The 18,721-nt window shown below is 57.0% G+C and carries 15 protein-coding genes and 1 pseudogene; 5 read left to right on the top strand and 11 right to left on the bottom strand.

What is annotated here, in order from left to right:
• Window positions 1–115: 115 nt before the first annotated feature.
• From ACPF7Z_RS11310 to ACPF7Z_RS11300, 3 genes and pseudogenes are all read left to right on the top strand, one after another.
• A pseudogene (locus tag ACPF7Z_RS11310) lies at window positions 116–532 on the top strand (TenA family protein); the annotation flags it as partial.
• A gap of 153 nt (window positions 533–685) precedes the next feature.
• The gene (locus ACPF7Z_RS11305) at window positions 686–1,744 is read left to right on the top strand and encodes a L,D-transpeptidase family protein (protein ID WP_425193348.1); all 1,059 of its coding nucleotides are present in this window, start codon (window positions 686–688) and stop codon (window positions 1,742–1,744) included.
• A 62-nt stretch (window positions 1,745–1,806) separates the two neighbouring features.
• A complete protein-coding gene (locus ACPF7Z_RS11300) occupies window positions 1,807–2,931 on the top strand; it encodes an aminotransferase class V-fold PLP-dependent enzyme (RefSeq protein WP_425193347.1) in 1,125 nt (374 codons plus the stop codon).
• 211 nt (window positions 2,932–3,142) lie between these two features.
• Here ACPF7Z_RS11300 and ACPF7Z_RS11295 read toward each other — a convergent pair whose 3' ends face one another.
• The 6 genes from ACPF7Z_RS11295 to cyoA all read right to left on the bottom strand — a co-directional run bounded on the left by ACPF7Z_RS11295 (window position 3,143) and on the right by cyoA (window position 8,572).
• Window positions 3,143–3,712: a YceI family protein gene (locus ACPF7Z_RS11295; protein WP_425193346.1), complete on the bottom strand. Its 570-nt coding sequence runs from the start codon at window positions 3,710–3,712 to the stop codon at window positions 3,143–3,145.
• Between the two features lie 101 nt (window positions 3,713–3,813).
• On the bottom strand, window positions 3,814–4,755 hold the full coding sequence (gene cyoE, locus ACPF7Z_RS11290; protein ID WP_425193345.1) for a heme o synthase: 942 nt from the start codon (window positions 4,753–4,755) through the stop codon (window positions 3,814–3,816).
• Window positions 4,713–5,045: a cytochrome o ubiquinol oxidase subunit IV gene (locus tag ACPF7Z_RS11285; protein WP_425193344.1), complete on the bottom strand. Its 333-nt coding sequence runs from the start codon at window positions 5,043–5,045 to the stop codon at window positions 4,713–4,715. The genes cyoE and ACPF7Z_RS11285 overlap by 43 nt, the downstream gene beginning before the upstream one ends.
• Window positions 5,042–5,659: a cytochrome o ubiquinol oxidase subunit III gene (locus ACPF7Z_RS11280; protein WP_425193343.1), complete on the bottom strand. Its 618-nt coding sequence runs from the start codon at window positions 5,657–5,659 to the stop codon at window positions 5,042–5,044. Before ACPF7Z_RS11280 ends, ACPF7Z_RS11285 begins: the two co-directional genes overlap by 4 nt.
• A 2-nt stretch (window positions 5,660–5,661) precedes the next feature.
• Complete coding sequence (cyoB, locus tag ACPF7Z_RS11275) at window positions 5,662–7,647, bottom strand: cytochrome o ubiquinol oxidase subunit I (protein ID WP_425193342.1); 1,986 nt, start codon at window positions 7,645–7,647, stop codon at window positions 5,662–5,664.
• Between the two features lie 4 nt (window positions 7,648–7,651).
• Window positions 7,652–8,572: a ubiquinol oxidase subunit II gene (gene cyoA / locus ACPF7Z_RS11270; RefSeq protein WP_425193341.1), complete on the bottom strand. Its 921-nt coding sequence runs from the start codon at window positions 8,570–8,572 to the stop codon at window positions 7,652–7,654.
• 478 nt (window positions 8,573–9,050) lie between these two features.
• On the opposite strand from cyoA, the gene ACPF7Z_RS11265 reads away from it, so the two are divergent.
• A complete protein-coding gene (locus ACPF7Z_RS11265; protein WP_425193340.1) occupies window positions 9,051–9,659 on the top strand; it encodes a class I SAM-dependent methyltransferase in 609 nt (202 codons plus the stop codon).
• Window positions 9,660–9,757: 98 nt separating this feature from the next.
• Here the strand turns inward: ACPF7Z_RS11265 and ACPF7Z_RS11260 are convergent, their stop codons facing one another.
• The 4 genes from ACPF7Z_RS11260 to ACPF7Z_RS11245 all read right to left on the bottom strand — a co-directional run bounded on the left by ACPF7Z_RS11260 (window position 9,758) and on the right by ACPF7Z_RS11245 (window position 17,080).
• Window positions 9,758–9,985: a CsbD family protein gene (locus ACPF7Z_RS11260; RefSeq protein WP_425193339.1), complete on the bottom strand. Its 228-nt coding sequence runs from the start codon at window positions 9,983–9,985 to the stop codon at window positions 9,758–9,760.
• A 215-nt stretch (window positions 9,986–10,200) separates the two neighbouring features.
• On the bottom strand, window positions 10,201–12,477 hold the full coding sequence (locus ACPF7Z_RS11255; RefSeq protein WP_425193338.1) for a mechanosensitive ion channel family protein: 2,277 nt from the start codon (window positions 12,475–12,477) through the stop codon (window positions 10,201–10,203).
• Window positions 12,478–12,587: 110 nt separating this feature from the next.
• Window positions 12,588–15,773, bottom strand: coding sequence for an efflux RND transporter permease subunit (locus ACPF7Z_RS11250; protein ID WP_425193337.1), 3,186 nt, complete (start codon window positions 15,771–15,773; stop codon window positions 12,588–12,590).
• Window positions 15,770–17,080, bottom strand: coding sequence for an efflux RND transporter periplasmic adaptor subunit (locus ACPF7Z_RS11245; RefSeq protein WP_425193336.1), 1,311 nt, complete (start codon window positions 17,078–17,080; stop codon window positions 15,770–15,772). Before ACPF7Z_RS11245 ends, ACPF7Z_RS11250 begins: the two co-directional genes overlap by 4 nt.
• A gap of 147 nt (window positions 17,081–17,227) precedes the next feature.
• Between ACPF7Z_RS11245 and ACPF7Z_RS11240 the strand changes: the two genes are divergently transcribed.
• A complete protein-coding gene (locus tag ACPF7Z_RS11240; RefSeq protein WP_425193335.1) occupies window positions 17,228–17,851 on the top strand; it encodes a TetR family transcriptional regulator in 624 nt (207 codons plus the stop codon).
• 9 nt (window positions 17,852–17,860) lie between these two features.
• Here the strand turns inward: ACPF7Z_RS11240 and ACPF7Z_RS11235 are convergent, their stop codons facing one another.
• On the bottom strand, window positions 17,861–18,697 hold the full coding sequence (locus ACPF7Z_RS11235) for a fructosamine kinase family protein (protein WP_425193334.1): 837 nt from the start codon (window positions 18,695–18,697) through the stop codon (window positions 17,861–17,863).
• Window positions 18,698–18,721: the final 24 nt, after the last annotated feature.

Genomic DNA, 18,721 nt, shown 5'->3' with positions numbered 1-18,721 from the left:
AGGCGGTGGGCATGGTACATTTTGTCATGGCGGCTGATGCGGTTGATTCTGGTGTAGGAGCTTGAATTATAACCGATTTTCAGCCGCTTTTTTCATGCCCGATGCAATATCCGGGCTAGATCTGCATGTCGGCTACTGTCGTAAATGGGGCATATCCGAAGACGTTCTCGCGGCGCTTCCGGAAGCCAAGGCGACTCTTGCCTATACCCGCTATGTGCTGGATACCGGCAATCGCGGCGACCTGCTCGACATGCATGTAGCCCTCGCCCCTTGTCTGGTCGGCTACGGCGAGATTGCCAACTGGCTCAATGCTCAAGCCTTTACCCGGCGTGATGGCAATCCCTACAGCGCCTGGATCGCCATGTATGAAAGCCCGGAATTTCAGCACGCCATGCAGGATGAAATCGCTTGGCTGAATACACGTCTGGAGCATGTCACACCGGCTCGCTTCGACGAATTGGCCACGATATTTCGTGATGCTACGCGCCTGGAAATCGATTTCTGGCAGATGGGGCTCGAACGCACCCTGTAAAGTTTGGCGCGTTTGGTTTAGGTTACGCATCCAAGATGGGTAACCCGCCCTTTCATAGACAATCGGCACGGTAGGTCACGATAGATGCACGTATCAGGGCGACGAAGAACAGATTATTGGATCGCACTTTTTATCATTGCAGCGTTGGTCATATTGATCACATTGACGTTTCCCCGGCTGTTGCTGGCCCAGGAAGCGTTGCCCCAAGGCCACTATTCTCTCCCTGACAATGGCGATGTGGTGGGCCAGACAACCATCGTAACGGCCTCTCAGGACGATACCCTGCTCGATCTTGGTTTGAACAACAACCTGGGCTACAACGCGGTAACCCAAGCAAATCCAGAGGTTAGCATCTGGCTACCCGGCGAGGGCACTCGAGTATTGTTGCCTACCCGCTATATTCTCCCGCCTGGCCCCCGGGAAGGCATCGTCATCAATATCGCTGAGCTGAGGCTTTACTACTATCCACCGGCCAAACCAGGCGAGCCCGCGACCGTCGAAACCTATCCGATTGGCATCGGGCGCATGGATTGGAAAACGCCGCTGGGCACGACGACGATCACTGCCAAGGTGGAGCAACCCAGCTGGTATCCTCCTCAAAGCGTCATCGCCGAACATGCCGAAAACGGTGACGTACTTCCTCGCGTCGTGCCACCGGGGCCCGATAACCCGCTGGGCGACTATGCCATCATTTTGGGCATTCCGGGCTATCTGATTCATGGCACCAATCGTCCGGATGGGGTCGGGATGCGTGTCTCCCACGGCTGCATTCGGATGCTGTCCGACGATATCGAAAACCTCATTTACCGAGTGCCGAAAGGAACGACGGTTCGACTGATCAATCAGCCGGTGAAGTTTGGCTGGACGACTGAAAACTTGCTCGAGATGCAGGCGCATCCTGTACCGGAAGAGACGCCGGAAGCCATGTCGGCACGCATCAGCAAGGCGTTCGCCATTGCCACTGAACATGCCAATGCCCGGGGTTTTCTGATCGATTACGCTGACCTGAAAAAGGAACTGGAAGATCCCAGTAGTGTCGCGCGATCGCTGCTCCTGTCCAGCCGCCCGTTTCCCCTGAAGGTAACCTTCTATGATCGGCTGACCCTGCATCACGCGCTTTACAGCCAGTTGGACACCAGCGTCGACAACGACGGCAAGGCGAATGCCGCCAGTGGAGCCGAAACCAACGGTGTGCCTGTGGAAAGCCGCTAGTCGTTGCCGACCTTTACGCCTATCCTAGAGAGTCAATATCATAGCCATGTGGAGGTAAAGAAATGCCCGGCTTGTTGCCCGATGTCGATCCCGATGGCCTGCTCGAGTACTCGGTGGTGTACACCGATCGATCGCTCAATCATATGTCCAAAACATTCCAGGGCGTGGTCAATGATGTGCTCGACATGCTCAAGGGCGTTTATAGCGCCCACAGTGCAACTCTCATGCCTGGTAGCGGCACCTTCGGCATGGAAGCAGTGGCCCGGCAATTCGCTCAGGAGCGCAAGGTACTGGTGATTCGCAACGGCTGGTTCAGCTACCGTTGGACCCAGATCTTCGAGATGGGAAACATTCCTTCTCAGTCTACGGTGATGAAAGCGCGTCGCATCGAGGAAGGGAAACAAGCCCCTTTCGCACCGGCACCCATCGAGGACGTCGTGGCGAGCATCGAAGAGCAGCGCCCGGATCTGGTGTTTGCGCCCCATGTCGAGACCTCCGCCGGCATGATCCTGCCGGATGACTACCTCAAGCGGGTGGCGGAGGCGGTTCACAAGGTAGGCGGTTTACTCGTACTCGATTGTATTGCCTCCGGCACCATCTGGGTCGACATGCAGTCTACCGGCGTAGACGTGTTGATCAGCGCTCCCCAGAAAGGCTGGAGCGGCTCGCCGGGTTGCGCCATGGTCATGCTCTCCGAACGAGCCGAAGCGCGGCTGAAGGAAACCACCAGCAGCAGTTTCGCCGCGGATCTGCGCAAATGGCGCGAGATCATGGCGGCCTACGAGAATGGCGGCCATGCCTATCATGCCACCCTACCCACGGACGGCATTGCCCGGCTGCACGACATCATGCAGGAAACCCGGGATTATGGCTTCGATAAGGTCAAGGCCGAACAGTGGGAACTGGGCAAAGGCATCCGCGCCATGCTGACCAATCATGGTTTCAAGAGCGTCGCGGCGGAGGGCTTTCAGGCACCGGGCGTCGTAGTAAGCTATACCGACGATCCGGGCATTGCCGGCAAGTTTGCCCAGCAGGGCGTTCAGGTCGCCGCTGGCGTCCCCTTGATGTGTGACGAGGGCGATGACTTCCAGACCTTCCGTATCGGGCTATTCGGTCTCGACAAGCTCCATCACACCGGCCGCAGCGTCGCAAGCCTGGAACAGGCACTGAATCAGATCGAAAGATAAACGCCTACAAACCAAGCAAAATCGCCGTGCCCTGATGGCATTTATTCAAGGCACGGCGAACATGGTTTAGGGAAGTGCTGAATAAATCGACGAGCGGCTCAAGCACAAGGCGCCCGGAGCACAGGAACCGGAGCATATGCGGTATATGTGAGGATTCCGAGCACCGCGTAACGCAGTGATTGAGACGCGCAGGCATTTATTCAGTATTTCCTTAGGTATCCCGCTCGAGAGTGAGATCGACCACCACCTGCACCGGATAGCCGACGGTGTCATCCTCGGCCCATTCGCCCTGCCCGATATTGAAGTCGGTGCGGTCCAGCGTCACGCTTCCCTGCATGACGGCACGATCGCCCTCGATCCGCCAGGTGAACGGCAGAATGACTTCCTGCGCTACGCCCCGCAGGGTCAGCGTTCCAACCGCTTCGAACGGGGTGTCGCCACCTTCGCGAATCGTCGACGTGACATAGGTGGCTTCGGGAAAACGCTCGAAGAAGAACCATTCCTCGTCGGGCAGTGCGTCGTTACGCTGTGAATTGCCGGCATCGATACTGGTCACATCGACGGTGACATCGAAGTGGCTCTCATCGAGAGCGTCTTGCGAGAAGCGCATCTCGGCATCGAACATGGCGAACTCACCCTCGAATTCATCACCTTCCTGAATCGCGATGAAGCTCAGCCGGCTCTCGCCCTGAACGATATCCCAAGAGGTGGCAGCTGCCTGAGCGGTGCTCAACGATCCCATCATCCATAAACCGATCACTTGCCCCACTCTTGGACGCATGACATTCGTTCCTCTACGGGCACATTGCCGAAATGACGTGATTCCTTACCTAGATACTTTTACCCGGGGAAAGTTCGTGGATCGATACGACTCGGAAGGGATCAAATATCAGTCAGCAATGCAGCGGCGGATGAGACGCCAAAATCGATCACCATCGTCAGGCTTATGATCATGACCATTATGATGGAAAAAGCGAACTGCTTTTTCGCCCAGGCGTTGTTGTCGACCCTGTGATAACGGGATAGCGCCAGGTAAAGCCAATATAGACTCGCCGCACCGGCAACGACCAGATAGCCATAACCCCCATACCCCGCCAACGATAACGCCAGCACTGCCGCGGTGAAGGCGATGACATAGAGTACGATGGAGCGTTTGGCAGTCGCGATCCCCTTCACGACCGGCAGCACCGGTATCGACGCCGCCTTGTAGTCGTCGAAGCGAAAGATCGCGATGGCATAAGAGTGCGGCATCTGCCACAGACTGAAGATAAGCAGCAGGAGCGCACCGCCCAGATCGAACTGATTGGCGACCGCGCAATAACCGATCACCGGCGGCATCGCCCCGGAAAGGCTACCGATCAAGGTGCCGTGTATCGAATGACGTTTGAAATAGAGACTATACAAACCCACGTAAACGATGAAACCCGCTACGGCAAACAGCGCCGCCAGTGGATTCGCCATCCGATACAGGATCACCACGCCCGCCAGCCCCAATGAGGTCGCGTAAGCCAGTGCCACCGGCACGGAAATCAGACCCTGCACAAGGGCTCGATTTCGGGTGCGCTGCATTCTGACATCGATATCGCGATCAATGACGTTGTTGAACACACAACCGGAGGCGATCACCAAGGCCACGCCCAGCAGCGTGGCTAGAAAAAGCACCGGCTCAAACGCACCCTGGGCGGCCAGAAAGAATCCACCCGTCACCGAGATCATGTTGCCGAGGATGATCCCCGGCTTGGTGATGGCAAGAAACTCCTTGAATATAGAAGGCTCCGGCGCTAGCCGAGCATCATGTTCAGATGTAGATGATGCATGATCCACAATGAACCTCCCACCACCAGAACCAGTATCGATATCGTGAAGACGAAGGACATGAAGTTCCACCCCTCGTCGGACTTGGTATTCATGTGCATGAACATGATCAGCTGCACGAGCACCTGCAATACCGCCATGCCGACGATGGTCAATACCGTCGCCGCAGTACTCAGAGCGCCCGTCATGACCGCCGCAAAGGGAATTACGGTCAGCACGATGGACAGAATCAGGCCGATCACATAGGACCTGACGCTTCCGTGGCTGGCGCCGCCAGTTGCCGTGTGTGAGTCGCTCATACCAGGACCCCCATCAGATAAACAAAGGAGAAGACGCAGATCCAGACGATATCAAGGAAGTGCCAGAACAAGCTCAGACACATGATACGCGGTCGCGTCATGTCGTTCAGACCTTTGGTAGACAATTGAATCAGCATCACCAGAATCCAGATCAAGCCAAAGGTCACGTGCAGGCCGTGAGTACCCACTAACGTGAAGAATCCCGTCAGGAAACCGCTGCGATCCGGCCCGAATCCTTCATGAATCAAGTGCTGGAACTCGTAGAGCTCCATGCCCACGAACGCCGCCCCCAGCACAAAGGTGATACCCAGCCACAGCTTGACCTGCGCCAGCTTGTCGTCGTTCATCGCCAGCACGGCGATGCCATAGGTGAAACTCGAGAACAGCAGCAGAAAGGTCTCGACCAGGATAAAGGGCAGCTCGAAGATTTCCTGGGGCGTCGGCCCACCCGCCGTGCCCCGCAGAAGCACGGCATAAGTGGCAAAGAGTGACCCGAAAATTATCAGGTCGCTCATCAGATAGACCCAGAAGCCGAAGACCTTGATGCCGCCGGCATCGTGGTGCTCATGCTCCTCGGCATGCGCGTCAGAGTGACTCATCGTTTGCGTTGACATGATTATGCTTGCAACTCCTTCAGCTGTTGTTGATGCTCATTTTCAATACGCTCGACTTCTGCGGCGGGCACGTAATAGTCGATGTCATCGTTGAAAATGCGCAGCATGAAGGTCACGAACAGGCCTATCGCACTGACTCCTGCCAGCCACCAGATATGCCATACCAGGGCGAAACCGAACACGATACTGATGAATCCCATCATTGGGCCCGCAACGGTATTCCTGGGCATGTGAATATCCTGATAGGGCGGCTCGCTCAGATGAGAGTTGAATCCGTCACGCCGCTTGTCTTCCCAGAAGTTGTCGATGCTCGAGACATCCGGAAGGTGCGCGAAGTTATAAAACGGTGCAGGCGATGACGTCGCCCATTCTGGAGTGCGCCCATCCCAGGGATCGCCGGTCACGTCCGCATTCTTCTTGCGATCGCGGATGCTGACCACGATCTGGATGATGGTGCAGGCGATGCCCACCAGGATGATGAAGGCGCCGACCCAGGCCAGAATGAACCAGGGTTGCCACTCGGCCTGCTGATAGGACTGCATGCGACGCGCGGCACCGAAGAAACTCAGCACGTAAAGCGGCATGAATGCCAGGTAAAAGCCGATGATCCAGCACCAGAACGAGCGCTTACCCCACTTTTCATCGAGGGTGAAGCCGAAGGCCTTGGGGAACCAGTAGGTCATGCCCGCCATCATGCCGAATACCACACCACCGATGATCACGTTATGGAAGTGCGCGATCACGAACAGACTGTTGTGCAGCACGAAATTGGCGCCCGGCACGGCCAGCATTACCCCGGTCATACCCCCCAGAGTAAAGGTGATGATGAAGCCTAGAGTCCAGAGTACCGGTGAGGTGAACTCCAGGCGTCCACGGAACATGGTGAACAGCCAGTTGAAGATTTTGACACCGGTGGGTATGGCGATGAGCATCGTCATGATGCCGAAGAAGGCATTGACGTTGGCCCCCGCCCCCATGGTGAAGAAGTGGTGCAACCAGACGATGAAGGACAATATCGTGATACATACCGTTGCCCACACCAGAGTGGTATAGCCGAACAACCGTTTGCGAGCGAAGGTTGCAATGACCTCGGAAAACACACCGAAGGCCGGCAGGATCAGGATGTATACCTCAGGATGACCCCAGGCCCAGATGAGATTGACGTACATCATCATGTTGCCGCCAAAATCATTGGTGAAGAAGTGCATGCCGAGATAGCGGTCCAGCGTCAACATGGCGATCGTTGCCGTCAGGATCGGGAACGAGGCAATGATCAACACATTGGCACAAAGCGACGTCCAGGTGAAGATCGGCATGCGGAACATCGTCATGCCCTTGGTACGCATCTTCAGGATAGTGACGAAGAAGTTGATACCGGTCAGGGTCGTACCTATCCCCGATATCTGCAACGCCCATATCCAATAATCCACGCCGACCCCGGGACTGTATTGCAACTCCGAGAGTGGGGCATAGGAAAGCCAACCGGTCTTGGCGAACTCCCCTATGACCAGTGATACGTTGACCAGTACGACACCTGCCGCAAATAGCCAGAAGCTCAAGTTGTTGAGAAACGGGAAGGCCACGTCACGGGCACCGATCTGCAGTGGTACCACCAGGTTCATCAGGCCAATGACCATGGGCATGGCAACGAAGAAGATCATGATCACGCCATGCGCGGTGAAGATCTGATCGTAGTGCTCCGGCGGAAGATAGCCCTGCGCGCCCCCCGCGGCCATGGCCTGCTGAGTACGCATCATGATGGCGTCCGAAAAGCCGCGTATCAGCATGACCAGCGCCACGACGAAATACATGATACCGAGCTTCTTGTGATCGACGGAGGTGATCCACTCCTTCCACAAGTACGTCCACTTCTTGAAATAGGTCAACAGACCCACGATGAGAGCCCCACCGATCGCGATAGCGACGGCCACGACCATGACGATTGGTTCGTGATAGGGAATCGACTCCAGGCTAAGTTTTCCAAACATAGTGTTACTCCGCTGCCTCCGCGCTCATTGGCCCATTCTCATGACCGCTACTCTGCTCCTCGCGAGCTCCGTATTGCGACCCGCCACTGCCGCCGTGAAAGCTCTCGACGATCTGCTGGTAGAGTTCAGGTGATACCTCGGAGAAATATTCGACTGGATGATTCCTGGTAGGCTCCGCCAGCGTGTAATACTCTTCGGGGAATGTGATCGACTTGGATGATTCCTCCACCTTGCTAACCCAGTCGTCGAAGCCTTTCTCGGAAGTGGCGATGGCATCGAAGGTCATACCCGAGAACCCTGCGCCACTGTAGTGGACGGAGCGACCGTAATAGGTCCCCTCCTCGTCGGCAATCAGATGAACGTCATTATCCATACCGGCCATGGCATAGATCTGACTGCCCAGGCTGGGGATGAAGAACGAGTTCATCACCGAGCCCGAGGTCACCTTGAAATGCACCGGCACATCGGTGGGAAAGGCAATTTCGTTGATGGTCGCGACACCCTGCTCTGGATAGATGAACAACCACTTCCAATCCAGCGATACCGCCTGAATCTCGAGCGGCTCGATATCGCTCTCGAGTGGTTTATGGGGATCCAGACTGTGGGAGGTCTGCCAGGTGAGCCATCCCAGAAATGCAATGATGACGAAGGGAATGAACCAGACCACCGTCTCGATGGCGCTGGAATGTGCCCAGTCAGGCGTATAGGTCGCCTGACTGGTATTACGGTACCGCCAGGCAAAGAGCACCGTCATGACGATGACCGGGATAACGACGATCAGCATCAGACCAAAGGCCGTCAGTATCAGGCTTCGCTGTTTATCTCCGACCATTCCCTTGGGATCTATCAATGCTGCATCGCAGCCGCTGAGAATCAGCGTCAGCAAAAACAACCCTATGAAAAAAAATAAATACTTCTTGCTCATCTCACAACCTCTTGCAAGCCTGGAAGCCCATCCATGAAACAGGACATTAATTAGCGAGCTAAAAAAATACACACGATTATCTCAGCTGGCTATCCCGAGGACATTCGTTAGGAAATATTTGATGCTGAAAGGCGCAAGAAGCGCCAGAGACATGGTCTAGATGTCGTCGACGACCGATAACCGGCTAACCATTTGAATGAAGACGACCATTGTCATGTCACGGGTGGGGACCGTAAAGAGACGTTTTGCCGCAGCCACAGCGCCACCGGGGAACAGTTTCGGGCCTTATCCCAACAAATACCATTAATTAAGCGTTTCGCTCTGTGACAAAACGCAACTCATTCACTATCACCAGCCACTGCGGAACGCTTCCAAATAATCAGCGGCGTATTGCTGCCGATAAATCCAAGAATTTCTTTTCCTGCTCCAAGTGTTGGCCTAAGGTAGTCAGTAAGCCGACTCACAAGGAACCCGACGAATGGAATTCAATAAGCACACAACAAATTATCTACAATCCTCGACCTCACTCAACAAGCAGGTTTTTCTGTTTGCCAAGAATTTTGTCAAGCATCCCAAGATGCTCGGCTCGATCATCCCAAGCTCTCCCTTTCTGGTTCGACGCATGCTCTCCCATGTCGACTGGCAAGAGGCACGAGTGCTGGTCGAGTATGGACCGGGTGTAGGCACTTTCACCCGCGAGATTCTGCGCCAGATGCACCCGGAGGCGACATTGCTGGTGCTCGAGACCAATGAAGACTTTGTCGAGTTCCTCGAGCAAACTTGTCCGGACCCACGTCTTCAGATAGTTCACGAATCTGCCGAGAACATCGAGCAGGTGCTGTCCGCGCATGGGCTGGGCCCGGCGGATTACATCATTGCCGGCATTCCGCTGAGCACCCTACCTGCGCTGGTCAAGGACAAGATTCTGCGCGCTACACAGCAGGTGATCGCACCCAGCGGGGCCTTCCTGCTTTACCAGTTTTCACCCAGCGTGCTGCCGCACCTGAACAAGACTTTTTCCGAAGTGCAGCGTAATTTCATACCACTGAACTTCCTCCCGGCGCATTTCTATCGTTGCAGCCCTTGAACGACAAGTTTCCATACCACTGCCGCGAAAGTTTTTAGCACAGACATGACACGCCAAGGGGCCGCATTGCGGCCCCTTGGCATGGTGAACCAGTACCCTCAGGGTCTATGGGGATTATTGGGATCATTGGTCGTGTGGGCGTCATGACCGGAATCGACTGCATCCTTGAGATTGCCCTTGGCTTGCTTGGCATCCCCCTTGGCCGTCTGGGTCTTGCCTTTGGCCTCGGTATCCTTGTCATTGGTTGCCTTGCCGAAGGCTTCCTTGACCTTGCCTGCCGCCTTGTCTATCAGACCTTCGCCTTTGTCCGTCTTGGAGTCTTTCATTGTCTCTGCTCCTTGGTAAAGTCCTGCACAAATGCTTGATTGATCGATCCTGATGAAGGGTCGAATGACCGAGAGCGGAATGTTTCAGCGATTTCCGTTCGCTGAATTAAGCGTAGCAGTGATTGAGCAAACACAAAAATTACTTGTGGTCGCGAGCGCCAGGAAATCACTGTCACTTTCACCTGGAGGCGCGAAGCAAGCGCAACCCGTATCTTTTACGCCGCATCCCCTCCTTGTCCCGGCGCGTGCCCCACATTTCGTGTCACTTGTTCGTCCGAAGCCCAGGATTCGCTTGCTTGAGACGGTGGCGCATTCTGCATCACCACATTCAAGCGTGGCATGGCCAGATCCTGACCGTCCTGATCCATACGCTGCTTGAGACGCAGATTGAAAGCGCGGGTCACATCCCACTGGTATTCCGGCTTGGTGCGCATACGGATGCGTAATATCGCAGCCCCTTCCTCGAAACGCTGAATGCCCTGGAACTCCAACGGCGACCAGATCAGATGACGCAGTACCGGGTCCTTGCGCAGATCGTCCGCGACCTCTTTCATCAAGCTGGTGGCATCGTCGATCTTCATGGTATGCGGGATACTCAGGTACATCAGCGCAATACCGAACTGCCGGGACATGTTATGAATCGACTTGATTTCACTGAAGGGAATGATGTGCACCACGCCGTCAAGGTCTCGGAGGCGGACGGTCCGCATGGTCAAGCCTTCCACGGCCCCCATGAAGTCACCGAGTTGGACGAAGTCGCCCACCGCCAGGGAATCTTCGATCAGGATGAACAGCCCGGTGATCAAGTCCTGCACCAGGGTCTGGGCGCCGAAGCCGATAGCCAGACCGATGACACCGGCACCGGCCAATAGCGGTGTCACGTTCACGCCCAGGTTGGCAAGCCCGACAATGGCAGCGATGATGATGATGGTAACCAGTACCACGTTGCGCAATAGCGGTGTAATGGTTTGGGCGCGGGCATTATACACGCGGCGGCCACGCGTCCGTGCCGAGGTATTGAGTGCCCTCTGGATCCCCGTATCGGCGATGATCCATATCAACCAGGCCAGCATGACAGTCAGCCCAATGCCCAGCAATGCACGCCCGATGCGCGCGCTGATTGCGCTATCGGCGCCGATGCCCAGCAAGGATACATTCCACACCTGCAACGCCAGTTCGGCAAAGACTACCCATGTCACCAGATGACCGAGCGCATAGCCGAAACGCTCGAGACGGCGTCGATATTGCGACAGACGCAGGCGCTTGAGGGTCTTTTCACTCTGACGACGCAGCATGCCGGCGAGTACCAGCGCCAGCACCAACAGGGCTGCGTCGATGATCGCCCGGGTGAAAGCCCCATCGGCTTCGCCGCCGGTCACAAAAATCGCCACCAGCGACGCGCCGATCAACAGCAGCGCGGGCACATGCCACAGCCGTGCAAGAACATTTATCAGATCGCGCAGTGCATTCTGGTTGCGGCGCTGAGGGTAGGGACGGTTGCGAATCAGATGCTTGACCGGGCGCTGGATGCGCAATATGAGCCTGCCTCCCACTATGCCGGCCAATACATTGGCCGACACCGCAAGCCAGCCGGAGAGATCTTGGCCGAGCAGATTTTCCAGACGCGCACCGCTGAGCGCATCACTCAGTGCGGCCAAGGCACCGATGACGAAAATCCGCTTGAGTGCCTGCTGGCGCAGAAGTGCCACCGCAACGCGACGATGCCCTCGAGTAAAGACCGAAATCACCACGTCGAACACGGTAGCCAGTAAACGTCCGCACAGGGTGATATAGGCAAGCACCAGCACGAAGGCACTGAATGGCGCGGGAGTATCCAGCCAGCGTAAACTGACCAGCATGACCGCGAAGGATAGCGCCCAGGGCAGCACCTTACGCAGAAAGTGGATGATCAGCAAACCTGCACGAGGTTCCGGCGGGAGCACTCGGGGCCAGTCGTTGCGACGTAGCAGGTATCGTCCTACCCCTACCAGCAACACCAGCAAGCCCAGCCAGATCCCCATCATTATCGAGGTTTCGATAAAACCGCGCAGTAGCTCTTCCCGGCTCGTGGAAGCAAACAACGATTCGACGCGCTGCCCTGCCCGCTTCGAGCGTTGCGCCCAAATATCCAGGGGCGCCTTTCCCTCCTGGGCCTGTTCATCCACGGCGGTGAAGGTATCCGCCAGTGCCCCGAGCAGCCCTTGCCGCTCTTCACTCTGCTGCGACGACGCGCTTGCACTCGCCTCTCGCAACTCCTTGAGCCTGTTCAATAGTTCACTACGCTGGGCATCGCTTTCCAGTGTACCGATGACCTCATCCAGCGAATTGCGTAGCTCCTCGGGGTTCTGCTTGGCCTGCTCTTCGTTTTTAGTTGCGCTACTCATCCCCGGGATCGGCAAGCCTTGGGCCTGAGCAGAGGCCGATGACATCATCATTAGAACCAGCATCGCTAAAATGGCGATTGTTGTGTGCCAATGACGGGGGAACGGCATACTTATCTCCTAACTTGTAAAAAGGGCAGCGACCACAGTGCCCGTTTGAAACAATGAAGCCAAGGCACTGCATGCCTTGGCTTCGAACACTACCGGTGATGCAAGTACGTTTATGCCTCGGCGGTTCTTGCCGAGTCCTCATTGCTGTCACGCTTCTTGCCACGCTTACGACTCAACCACTCGGAGAACCTGGCGATCACGGCATAGAAGGAGGGCACGAAGAAACTTGCCAGTATCGCCACAGAGGCCATACCCACCGCCACGGTGGTACCGATCTCATGACTGCTTCCGCTACTTGCGCCAGACGCAAGAGCCAATGGCAAAGTCCCGAAGATGAACGCCAAGGACGTCATGACGATGGGCCGGAAGCGCTGTTCCGCAGCGTGAATGGCCGCCTCGGGAATCGACATGCCTTGCTCCTTGCGTTGCAACTCGGCAAATTCGACGATCAGGATGGCGTTCTTGGCCGCCAGGCCAACCACCACCAGCATACCGACCTCGACATAGACACCAACGTTCAACCCACGCAGCGCGATCCCACCGATGGCTCCCAAGAAGGCGAAGGGCACCGCCGTGAGTACCGCCAGCGGCAGCGACCAGCTCTCGTACTGGGCCGCCAGGATCAGGAACACCATCAACAGACCAAAGGCGATGGCGATGGTCGCCGCATTGCCGGTATTGATCTCCTGATAAGCGGTACCGGTCCAGCCCATGCTCCAGTCGTCTCCCAAGGTCTCGCTGACCACCTCCTCCATGGCAGTGATGGCTTGTCCGGAGCTATAGCCCGGTGCCGGTCCTCCCTGAAACTGCGCGGCGGAATACACGCTATAACGTGTCGTGACCGCCGGCGCAGTGATGCGTTCCAAAGTGACGAACTCCGCCAGCGGGATACGCTCGCCATTGCCGCCGCGCACGAAGATATTGCTCAAATCCTCCTTGGAACGGCGATACTCGTCCTCGTTCTGCAGAAACACCTGGAAGTTGCGATTCTGGTAGGAAAAGTAGTTGACGAAACCGTTGCCCAGGGTATTCGACAAGGTCGTGTTGAGCGCCTGAATCGACACACCGTAACTCAGCGCCTTTTGCTGATTGATCTGCGCGCGGTAGGACGGCACATTCGGATTGAAGGTGGTGAATACCTGGGCCAGTTCCTTGCGCTTGCTGGCTGCCTGCATGATCTTGTTGGCTGCCTGGCCCATCTCATTAGGGCTGGCTCCCTCCAAGGACTGCAGATAGCCGGTGAAGCCGCCGGTAGTGGATAGTCCTGGAATCGGCGGCAAGTTGAAGGAACGCAGCGTCCCGCCTTGGGTTTGCCCACCGATCTTGTTGACACGAGCTATGATCTCAGTGGCAGTAAGATCGCGCTTCTCCCAAGGCTCCATACTCACGAACATGGTGCCACGAGCAGTATTCACCGAACTGGTGAGCAGATCGTAGCCGGCGATCGCCGAGACGAAATCGACGCCGGGAACCTTTTCGATCTGAGCGCTGACCGCTTCTACATAGTCGGTGGTGCGCGCTACCGAGGCGGCGTCCGGCAGGCTGACCGAGGCCAGGGCAATGCCCTGATCTTCTTCCGGCACGAGGCTCGAGGGCGTACTTTCATAAAGCCAGAAGGAACCTGCCAATACCAGAAGGGTGAGCGCCAGGGCCAGCACCCAGAGTTTGACCAGAGCACGCACGATAGCCATGTAGCCGCGGGTAATCCAATCGAAGCCCTTGTTGAACCAGCGTCCCGGCGCGTGCACTGCACGCATCAGCTTGGACTCGTCCGCGTGACTCTTCTTGTGCTTGAGGAAAAGTGCGGCCAGCGCTGGTGTAAAGGTCAGCGCCACCACGGCTGAAATGGCCACGGAAATGGCGATGGTGAGCGCGAACTGCTGATAGATCTGGCCGGTGAACCCCCCCAGAAACGCTACCGGCACGAATACCGCGGCCATGATGAAGGCGGTGGCGATGACCGGCCCGCCAACCTCGCGCATGCCCTCGCTGACCGCCTTGACGATCGACATGTCCGTGTCGTCCTCGAGCAGGCGCTCGACGTTCTCCACCACCAGTATGGCATCGTCCACCACGATGCCGATGGCCAGAATCATCGCGAACAGCGACAGCAGGTTGATCGAAAAACCCAGGGCATAAAGCCCGGCGAAGGCACCCAATACCGATACCGGCACCACGGTCATGGCGATGATGGTCGAACGCCAGTTCTGCAGGAACAGGAAGACGATGACCGCGACGATGATAAAGGCTTCGATGAATGTTTCAGCGACAGTGGTGATCGAAGCATCGATAAACAGGGTGGTGTCATAGGGCACCACGTATTCCAGCCCCGCCGGGAAGCGATCGGCAAGCTGCTCCATGCTGTCCCTGACCTTGTCCGCCGTCTCCAGGGCGTTGGCCTCGGGCTGCTGGTTGATGATGATCGGCGCCATGGTTGCGCCATTGAGCTGGGCATTCACCGCATAGGAGGAGGCACCAAGCTCGACACGCGCAACATCCTTCAGGTATAGCGACGAACCATCCGGGTTGGTGCGCAGGTAAATATCACGAAACTCATCCGCGCTGGAAAGCCGCCCACCGGCAGAAATGGTATAGGTATAGGCACGCGGGTCACCTTGGGGTTCCGCAGCGAGACTGCCTGCAGGCACCTCGGTATTCTGAGCCCTTATGGCGCTGGCGACCTCCGCCGGCGTCAGGTCGTACTGCGCCAGCTTATCCGGATCAAGCCAGATCCGCATGGCGAACTGGCTTCCGCCCAAGGCCTCAGCCTTCCCTACCCCGGGAATTTGGCGCAGCTCGTCGAGAATATTGAGCACCGCATAGTTCTGCATATAGGTCTTGCTGTACTCACCATCGGGTGAGCGCAGGGCAACCAATAGGAGAATGCTGCTCGAGCTCAACTCGACGTTGACGCCCTGGGACTGTACCGCCTCGGGTAGCTGAGATAGCGCCGACTGCACCCGATTGTTGACATTGATGGTATTGATGTCGCCATCGGAGCCGATCTCGAAGGCGATATCCATGCGCATGATGCCGTTGTCGGAGCTGGTCGAGGTCATGTAGAGCATGTCCTCGACCCCATTGATCGCCTCGGCCAAGGGGGCCGCTACGGTCTGAGAGACGGTGTCCGCGTTGGCTCCGGGGAATGTCGCCTGCACCGAGACCGTGGGCGGCACCACGCTGGGATACTGTTGAATCGGCAAGGCACGCATCGCCAGCGCCCCGATCACCACGATGATGATCGAGAGAACCGTGGCAAAGATCGGACGCTTGATGAAAAAATCGGAGAAATTCATGCGTCGCCGCCTTGTTCCTTGGCATCATCCGCAGATGACTGCTTTGAAGACGATCGTTCAGCGTCATTATCAGCGGCACCGGAAGAGCCCTGGCCGCCGCCCTTTTTGGCAGAATCTTTCGCTGAAGACCTGGACTCATCGCTCTCTTGAGCGGAGAGTTCTTTGGGGTTACCGGAGTAAGGTTGCGCATTGATCTTGGCACCGGCCTTGAGACCACCCGGATCGCTGACGATGACTCGATCACCTGGCTCCAGGCCATCGCTGATGATCTGCAGGGCGCCGGCCATTTCGCCGAGGGTCACGTTGCGAGCAGTTATCTTGTTCTCGTCATTGAGCGCGTACACTTGGGGGCCCATCAAGCCTTGGGTCACGGCGATCTCCGGTACTGCCATGACGTCATAGCGCTTCATGTTCTCGAGGACCACGCGCACGAACTGCCCCGGCATCAACAACCCATCGGGATTGTCGAACATGGCCCGCGCCTGCACCGTGCTGGTGCCTGAGTCGACCCGGGTACCCAAAAAATCGAGTTCGCCCTTCAGTTTCGCCAGGTCTGCGTTTTCAATACCCGGAAGCTTCAGGGTCGCGGTGATGTCTTGACCTTGCTGGCGCTGTCGGCGCAGATCGAAAGCCTCTCTCTGAGGCAGGCTGAAACGAACTTCGATAGGATCCAACGGTGTAATTATAGCCAGCTCCGTTCCGACATCGACCACGTTGCCGACATTGACGTCGCTAAGACTGATCATGCCGGACACCGGCGCTTCTACATTGGTGTAGTTCAGATCGACCCGGGCGCTTTCCAAGGCCGCCTCGGCCTGAGCAACGCTGGCCTGCGCCACCTGCAGCTCCGCTACCGCCTGATCGCGATCCTGTTCGCTGACCGAGTTCTGACGAAACAACCGCTTGAAGCGTTCCGCGTCGCGCTCTGCACGGTTGGCCTTGGCCCGGGCGCTTTGCAAGTCCGCTTTGCGCTGGTTGACCGTGGCCTGATAGACATCGGGTTCGATGGTGTAGAGGCTTTGGCTTTTCTCGACCATCTCTCCGGGATCGAAAAGCCGTTCCTCGAGTTGACCGCGGACCCGGGCGATGATTTCTACTTCCTGCTCGCTACGCAGTTTGGCGGAATAGGTACGGTCATAGCCGATGGTGCGCCGCTCCATTGTCATGACCTGGGCGTCCCTGGGTGCCGATTGCTGACCCTGCTGTTGGCCACCGCCTTGGCTCTCATCACCAGAGCCGCAACCCGCCAACAGCGATGTCATCAGCAGCCCAACGAAACACCCGTATCTTGCGGTCGATATGCGCATCGGCGCTCCTTAGTCCTTCACTTGAGTTCAGTGGCCTCAGAGTCGGCCGATAGCCGCTCAGGATACAACCATACACCTATGTATGTAAATATTGTCTCATCGGCGTTATGATGGCTTTACGTGCTATTCAGTGAGTCGATGTAATTTATGGCCAGACGTACCAAAGCCGAAGCCTACGCCACCCGAGAAGCCCTGCTTGATGCCGCCGAAGACGTCTTTTTTGACCATGGCGTGGCACGCACCTCGCTGGATCAGATTGCGCGCCATGCCGGGATGACGCGTGGTGCCGTCTATTGGCATTTCAAGAACAAGGCCGATCTTTTCCATGCCTTGCTAGAGCGAGTGCGCATGCCTTTCGAGGAGCTGATCGACGAGGTCAATGAACCCGCCCTACTCGACTCACCCCTGGAAGCCTTGCGCCTGGCGTGTCATCGCGGCTTGGCACGCCTCGAGCAACCGCACATTCGTCGGGTGCATTCGATTCTGTTGCATCGCTGCGAGTTCTTCAGCGATATCAATCCTTTGGAGATGCAGAATCGCCTGGCTCAGGAGTGCCATGACGAGATGTACATACAGTTTCACAAGGCCTGTGAGCAGCACCTGCTGGCCCCCTCTTTGACCCCGGAAACGGCGACGCGTTTACTGCAATCGACCCTGGGCGGTCTTTTTCACGATTGGTTGCGCGAACCCGAGCGATTTTCGTTGAGCCGCGAAGGGGGCGCTCTGATCGATACCCTCTTTGAGCTTATGTGCACGCCTTCTCATGGGTAAACGGAACTCTCACTCCAACTCATCGACCGCACGCTCCACGGCGCCACGATAGCCGGTACCGAATAACAATAGATGATTGAGCAGCGGATAGAGTTGGAACAACGTCCGGCGCCGCGGCCAGTCATCCGGGCGGTTGCCATCCCAGTAAGCCTCGAAGAACGCAGCGGAAGGCGAACCGAAAAGCGTCAGCATGGCCAGATCCACCTCCGGATAATGACGATAGACCGCCGGATCGATGATCGCCGGGCCTTCGCGGGTGTATACCACGTTCCCGGACCATAGATCGCCATGAACCAGGCTCGGTCGGGCGTCCGACAGCCAGGTCTCGAGATCCTCAGCGATCCGGATCAGCTTCGCGAGGGTCGCCGCCCTCAACAATCCCTTTTCCGCACAGGCGCGCCCTAGCGGCAACAGACGTCGTTCGCGCTGAAAGACTCGACCATCGGCGCAGGGCGTATTGTCCTGAGGAGTCGGTCCACAAGCGTTGTCGGCTTTCCAGCCGTGGGTCGCATCGGTCACCGCGTGAAGCTCACGCAGCCCCTCGCCCAGCTTTTGGTCGCCCTGGCGCCCACCCGAGATCCTGTCCAATGCCTGCATGACGAGCATGTCATCGTCGAACCCCAGCACCTCGGGAACGATCAGAGATGTCTTGGCGGCATGCAGTGCCCGCAGACCATCGACCTCTCCGGCCAGACGGGCCGGATCGTCTTGCTTGACGACCACCCGTCCCTGATCGCTATCCAGCTGCCAGAGTGCAGCGCTGTCACCACCGGAAAGAGGTGTCAGGTCGCCGCGAGACGTGATATCCAGCGCCTGAAGACGTCTGCGCCAATTGCTGGGTGCCATGATGCACTCCTTAATAGCTTCTCC

The organism is Halomonas sp. GXIMD04776 (assembly GCF_049808615.1).
In the GTDB taxonomy this organism is placed as follows: domain Bacteria; phylum Pseudomonadota; class Gammaproteobacteria; order Pseudomonadales; family Halomonadaceae; genus Modicisalibacter.
The sequence above is the reverse complement of the archived record's forward strand: the minus strand, read 5'-3'. Positions and strand labels throughout refer to the sequence as shown.

What these genes read in the sequence shown, in the direction of transcription:
- cyoA (WP_425193341.1), bottom strand. Translation starts at nt 8,572, where the DNA reads ATGAGCAAGAAGTATTTATTTTTTTTCATAGGGTTGTTTTTGCTGACG.
- ACPF7Z_RS11250 (WP_425193337.1), bottom strand. Translation starts at nt 15,773, where the DNA reads ATGAATTTCTCCGATTTTTTCATCAAGCGTCCGATCTTTGCCACGGTT.
- ACPF7Z_RS11235 (WP_425193334.1), bottom strand. Translation starts at nt 18,697, where the DNA reads ATGGCACCCAGCAATTGGCGCAGACGTCTTCAGGCGCTGGATATCACG.
- ACPF7Z_RS11285 (WP_425193344.1), bottom strand. Translation starts at nt 5,045, where the DNA reads ATGAGCGACTCACACACGGCAACTGGCGGCGCCAGCCACGGAAGCGTC.
- cyoB (WP_425193342.1), bottom strand. Translation starts at nt 7,647, where the DNA reads ATGTTTGGAAAACTTAGCCTGGAGTCGATTCCCTATCACGAACCAATC.
- ACPF7Z_RS11265 (WP_425193340.1), top strand. Translation starts at nt 9,051, where the DNA reads ATGGAATTCAATAAGCACACAACAAATTATCTACAATCCTCGACCTCA.
- ACPF7Z_RS11300 (WP_425193347.1), top strand. Translation starts at nt 1,807, where the DNA reads ATGCCCGGCTTGTTGCCCGATGTCGATCCCGATGGCCTGCTCGAGTAC.
- ACPF7Z_RS11245 (WP_425193336.1), bottom strand. Translation starts at nt 17,080, where the DNA reads ATGCGCATATCGACCGCAAGATACGGGTGTTTCGTTGGGCTGCTGATG.
- ACPF7Z_RS11240 (WP_425193335.1), top strand. Translation starts at nt 17,228, where the DNA reads ATGGCCAGACGTACCAAAGCCGAAGCCTACGCCACCCGAGAAGCCCTG.
- ACPF7Z_RS11295 (WP_425193346.1), bottom strand. Translation starts at nt 3,712, where the DNA reads ATGCGTCCAAGAGTGGGGCAAGTGATCGGTTTATGGATGATGGGATCG.
- ACPF7Z_RS11280 (WP_425193343.1), bottom strand. Translation starts at nt 5,659, where the DNA reads ATGTCAACGCAAACGATGAGTCACTCTGACGCGCATGCCGAGGAGCAT.
- ACPF7Z_RS11260 (WP_425193339.1), bottom strand. Translation starts at nt 9,985, where the DNA reads ATGAAAGACTCCAAGACGGACAAAGGCGAAGGTCTGATAGACAAGGCG.
- ACPF7Z_RS11255 (WP_425193338.1), bottom strand. Translation starts at nt 12,477, where the DNA reads ATGCCGTTCCCCCGTCATTGGCACACAACAATCGCCATTTTAGCGATG.